This window comes from Sporolactobacillus inulinus, from assembly GCF_006539285.1.
Classification (GTDB): domain Bacteria; phylum Bacillota; class Bacilli; order Bacillales; family Sporolactobacillaceae; genus Sporolactobacillus; species Sporolactobacillus inulinus.
On record NZ_BJMS01000146.1, the window covers coordinates 1 to 5,103 of the forward strand.

General features: G+C 46.1%; 5 protein-coding genes. All 5 read right to left on the reverse strand.

Going from position 1 to position 5,103, the window contains the following annotated elements; translation table 11 throughout:
• Window positions 1-239: 239 nt before the first annotated feature.
• Entirely contained in the window at window positions 240-737 is a 498-nt protein-coding gene (locus SIN01_RS13900) for a GNAT family N-acetyltransferase (protein ID WP_010027483.1), read from the reverse strand.
• Between the two features lie 206 nt (window positions 738-943).
• Window positions 944-1,942, reverse strand: a complete 999-nt coding sequence (locus SIN01_RS13905; protein ID WP_010024910.1) for a nuclease-related domain-containing protein — start codon at window positions 1,940-1,942, stop codon at window positions 944-946.
• Window positions 1,943-2,020: 78 nt separating this feature from the next.
• Window positions 2,021-2,281 (reverse strand): phosphotransferase, encoded by a 261-nt coding sequence (locus SIN01_RS13910; protein ID WP_010024911.1) that lies wholly within the window; start codon window positions 2,279-2,281, stop codon window positions 2,021-2,023.
• Between the two features lie 73 nt (window positions 2,282-2,354).
• A complete protein-coding gene (locus SIN01_RS13915) occupies window positions 2,355-3,533 on the reverse strand; it encodes an MFS transporter (RefSeq protein WP_010024914.1) in 1,179 nt (392 codons plus the stop codon).
• A gap of 415 nt (window positions 3,534-3,948) precedes the next feature.
• A complete protein-coding gene (locus SIN01_RS13920; RefSeq protein WP_010027531.1) occupies window positions 3,949-4,974 on the reverse strand; it encodes a HoxN/HupN/NixA family nickel/cobalt transporter in 1,026 nt (341 codons plus the stop codon).
• Between the last annotated feature and the right edge of the window lie 129 nt (window positions 4,975-5,103).

A 5,103-nucleotide genomic window follows, 5' to 3' on the forward strand; every position in this document is an offset into this window, starting at 1 on the left:
GGAAGTTCCTTTTAGTTAGCGGAAGGTCATTAATAATTAGCGAAAGTTCCTTTTTTTAGCAGAAGTTTCCTTACAACTAGCGGAAGTTCCTTTTTATGTCGCTAATCGCCGTACCAGCAAGGCAAAAAACACTATTTACCTGTAAAAAAAAGTGTCTCGGAGTCGATGCTAACCATGAGACACCTTCTGTTATAGAATTAAAAAAAGCTCCGACGTAATACTCCCGTACTGATGTTATCTCAAATATACTTCACCATACGGTATTCAGCGACAAAGCCGTGATCCTCCTTCATCGCATCAGGATCTTCGCCAATGATCGTAAAGCCCATCTTTTTGTAGGCGCGTATCGCCGGTTCATTATGGGTCATCACATACAGATAAATTTTGCTAATCCCCTGTTTTTTCACCTGTTCAATGATGTAATTAATGATTCGTTTGGAGAGCCGTTGTCCGCGGTATTCATCGGAAACATAGACACTGGTCAAATTTGCGCGGTGCTCCATCTTCGGCAGTTTTTCTCGATCAAGTGAAGCAATAGCAACCAGTTTCTCGCCATCAAAGCCGCCGACCGTCATGACATGTTTCTTGGACAAGTCGTCGCGGATCTGGCTGATTGTCTTGCTGCGTTCCGTATCAAAATCTGAGGCGAAGGCCTCCGGATTCTTTATTAATGCTTCCAGTCTTAGTTTTTGATATTGCTCTGCATCTTCAGCAGTTAATACTCGGAAAGTGACCATAACCGTTCCTCCACTATACAATGTCGCGGTTATTATGCGCTTATCCCGACCGTTTCATGAGCTGAATCTCGGAGAACTCACTCTCAGCCGCGCTGAACGTGTTCGATTGTCTTGTTTATCAACCACTTTGGTGATTTTATCAGTCAGTTCGACAAGTTTATCAACCACTTTGGTGATTTTATCAGTCACTTTGGCGTTTTTATCAGTCACTTTGACAAATTTATCGACCAGTTTGCTTTTTCATCGAGTATTTCCTCCGACAAGTAGTAGATTCTCGATTTTTTATTTCCATCAAAATGGAGAGCCGTGCGATGAAGTAGCCGTCTTGTCGTTGATTCAGAGCCCAGGTTGAGAAAATCGCGGCATTGGCTGTTTGTGATCGCCGGTCCATAGATAAGAAAATAATCCCGCAGTGCAGTTAGATACGCGAACCGGGCGTGATGGTCACACGCCCTGCAAATCCAGCGTTGTTTCACCTTTTCCACCGGTGTCGCTCCGCAGTTAGGACACTGCACACCTTTTTTAATCTGTTCCGATTGAATCTTGAACGTTTTGAATGGCTGAATCATTTTCTTCTGATGAGCAGCGAGAAGATTTGCCGTGATTTTATCCAATTCACCTGCAGAAAGGTGCGCTTCGGTAAATTGCTTATTGATTTTAAGTAATACCGATTTAAGATTCGCTCTGCGCACAATTTTCTTGATTTGATCATTATTCAAATCTGTGACTTGGATCTGCGCCGCCGAAGCGATCACAACGCGATTCCGTATCGGCAAGAACACGCCGCGTTTGCTCAACCACTGACGAAGCGAATCCGTTAAATGATTCGCCTGCGAAATTGGATCATCATAAATATCGCGAGCATCATCCAATTCACGAATGAGCTGAAGCATCTCTGTATCGAAAGTCAGCTTACCAATGATATTCTTCACTTCTAGAATTAGTGCGAAACGTTCACAAAGGGCAAGAAAATCAATCTGAAAATAATGGATCCCGTCGTATAATCGGAGATTGTGAAAAATGCGGAAGTCTTCTTCGGAGAGGTAGCAAAGCGGGTAACTCATCGACCGTTCACCGCGATAGCCGGCGATTGCTCGCTTATAAAGCGAGCGGATATCCTCGTGCGCGGCACATGGATTCAACCTTCGAACAAGTGCTTCGTACTGAAGCACATGGAACGGTACTTGGATTGGTTTTACGTACACACCATCGCCTCTCTTTCATTAATAAAAAAGTTCGACGACGCCATGCGTAATTCCTTTTTCCGGGAGTGGTCCGATAGATCACGCCCTGCAAAATAGCGACAGCAGCAGTGTCCCGGCAAGCACCGGGAGCAGCCTTCCTTCAGTGTTCAACAGGTCGACTGCAATCTTCCGGCGCGGAAAACGGAAGACAAAGCGCGCGTTTACCAAATAGACCGTCTTGTCGTAACCCTTGCCCAGATCAGCGATTTTTGCCGGTGCCAGCTCAGGAAACTGTACCTCAATCAGCTCCTTAGCCTTCTCCTTGGAAACCACATATTCTGGATCCCAACTGTTCGCCATCGTGATCCACCTCCTATTTTATGCGTTCATTTTTGACCCTCGTCACCGCGAATCTTCGGGCACGCAGCACCACTTATCGCGCTCTTCGCTTCATCACGATCACCAAAACAACCAACACCAAACTAAGCACCATCCCCATCGCTCCAAAACTCACCGTAAAACGCAGCCGTTCAATCAACCATCCGGACAAGGGAAACAGAACAATCATCGCCACGCTGAACAACATGCTCGAAACGCTAAGCAGCGTCGCACGGCTTGAAGACGGGATCAGCGCATTAAAGTAATTGCTGAAGATTGGCTGGCTGACCGAAACAAGCGTATTCAGCGTAATAAAGCAACCGATCAGGAGTGGCAGTTGATTCACAAATGAAAGGATCAGCAACCCGCAAAGCAGCGCAGAGAAATATAGAATTAAGTTCGCTTGCCCGGCCCATCGTTCAATCTGCGGCGAGATTTTCGCGCCAATAATTTGGAACACGGCGGATGCGATCATCAGCAAGCTGATCTGATATCCTTTGAATCCGTACCCATCCACAAGCGACTGAAAATAAAAATAGTAGGTTGCCGCAACCCCCTCAAACAGAGCGAAAAAAAGCATCAGAAAACGCAGCTGCCCATTTTCTTTTAAGAAAAGCGCCGCGTTCTTCAAAATTGCAAAATAGCTGGTCACCTTTTCCTCTTTTCGCTGCGATTTTCTCGGTTCTCTCATCATCAAGACCGACAGAATCGCCAGCATCGAGATGGCAATCTGAATCCAGTAGACACCTTCAAAATAGGCAGTGACGAACCAGCCGGCGACAAAAATCCCCAATGTATCCGCCAATTCATAAAGCGCATTAACATTCGCCGAAACCTTGATGTAGCGCTTTTCTTGATTCAAACAGCGCAGTGATTCGTAAACCAATGCGTCGGTTGTGCCCGAATTTAGATTGTACGACCACGCCGAAATAATAAAGCCAACGGCAAACCAGAGAAAGTCATGAGAAAAAATCAAAATGATGCTGCTGATCATCGCGCAGACGCGTCCAAGCATCAGTACCGCCCGGTAGCTTAAACGATCCGCAAGTGCACCGCTTGGTACTTCAAAAAGAAAACTGCTGACATGAAAGATACTCTCGAGAAGCCCAACTTCAACTAAAGACATCCCGCGATGGGTCAGGTAAAGCACCCACAGCGCCGTCACACCGAAGAACGAGCAAAAATTGTAGATATAATTATAGCGAATATTATGATTAAAGCTTCTGACAAACATCGAAATCTACTCCATTCACTGCAACCGATACTAAGATTCAAAGAAGTATGGCCGGATCATCATGCAGTTAAAATTAGATCAACTTCCCCATCGTACCAAAGAAGGGACGATTTAAAAAGAAGTAGCTCGGAAAACGGATATAATCCGTCAACCTTGAATTTGAACGGCGCTCCGGCCAAATGTATTCTTTCTGATCTTGTGCGTTAGAAAAACCGGGCAAAAAGCGTCCGGTCTTTACTTCCGCCTTCCATTAGGCCTTTGATTCATCACCTTTTGTACGAACGACACTCCATCTGCTCGCATCAACAGGGCGTGACCGCGGGCAGGTACCAACAAGACAACTTTCTTTACCCTGTAAAAAAAAGCGCTGCTGAATCCGTTTGGATTCAAGCAGCACTTTTTCACACACACATCACTATAGAACATTTTGGCTCCATCTCCGATCGATACGGAAAATCTTCCAAATGAGATAGGAAATGAGCCAGACTGCAAGAAAGAGGAAAATTAAACCGTAACCCATCCAATTTAAGTCGATCGCCTGCACCCAATTCCAGAAGCCGCCTTGGAGGTGGAACTGCTCACTGACTACCTGACTGAGTTCAATGCTGCCGATCAGCAAAGCAGCCAGCACCGAGATCGCTGTAACCGTTAAATTGTAATAGACTTTGCGGACCGGTGTATCCAATGCCCAACGATACGCACGTGTCATCATGACCGAATCCGTGGTATCCATCACATTCATCCCGGCCGCAAAAAGAAGCGGCAACGCAAGAACGGCGGCAATAGACATATGCGCACGCGCGGATTCTGCAGACAATGCAAGCAGACTGATTTCCGTTGCCGTGTCAAAGCCAAGGCCGAACAGGAAGCCGAGCGGCAGCACATGCCAGCTTTGACTAATAAAAGCAAAGAGCGGCCGAAACATGCGCGATAAAAAGCCGCGCGACTGAAGCATCTGATCAAATTGTTTTTGATCAAACGCGTGCTGCTTTAAGCGAAGAAACAGTTTCTGCAAATCAATTAAGATAAATAGATTAATGAAAGCAATGACTAACAGAAAACTTCCGGACACGGTCGCACCGATGACGCCGCCGACACGTGAAAGAAGCGGCAAATGCTGCTGCGCCCAGTGCACCGAAAAAGCAAGTGCAGCAGCCATCAGAAACACAACGGAAGAATGGCCGAGCGAGAAGTAAAAACCAACGCCCATTGAATTCTGATTTTGCTGCATTAATTTACGCACCGTATTGTCAATTGCGGCAATATGATCGGCATCAAAGGCATGACGCAGCCCAAGCGTATAGGCAACCATTCCGAGCCCAGGGATAAATGGATTTGTTCTTGCCGCAAAGATAAGCAGACTGAATCCAAGCAGATGAAGCAACAGGGATCCAATGTAGTAAGGCAAACTTTTTTTTAACACATCAATTCTTCCTTTCATGCCTGGCAGCTTTCTGCGCAAGTTCTGCGCTTACTTGCGCGCCGCATCAGGACTTTTTCTTCCATTTTTAAGCATGCGACATGCTGAGAAAAACCAAGCTGTGCTTGGTCCTTTATCTCCAGCCATGTG

Excerpts from the sequence above, each read along its gene's own strand:
- SIN01_RS13900 (WP_010027483.1), bottom strand. The coding sequence starts at position 737 with ATGGTCACTTTCCGAGTATTAACTGCTGAAGATGCAGAGCAATATCAA.
- SIN01_RS13910 (WP_010024911.1), bottom strand. The coding sequence starts at position 2,281 with ATGGCGAACAGTTGGGATCCAGAATATGTGGTTTCCAAGGAGAAGGCT.
- SIN01_RS13915 (WP_010024914.1), bottom strand. The coding sequence starts at position 3,533 with ATGTTTGTCAGAAGCTTTAATCATAATATTCGCTATAATTATATCTAC.
- SIN01_RS13920 (WP_010027531.1), bottom strand. The coding sequence starts at position 4,974 with ATGAAAGGAAGAATTGATGTGTTAAAAAAAAGTTTGCCTTACTACATT.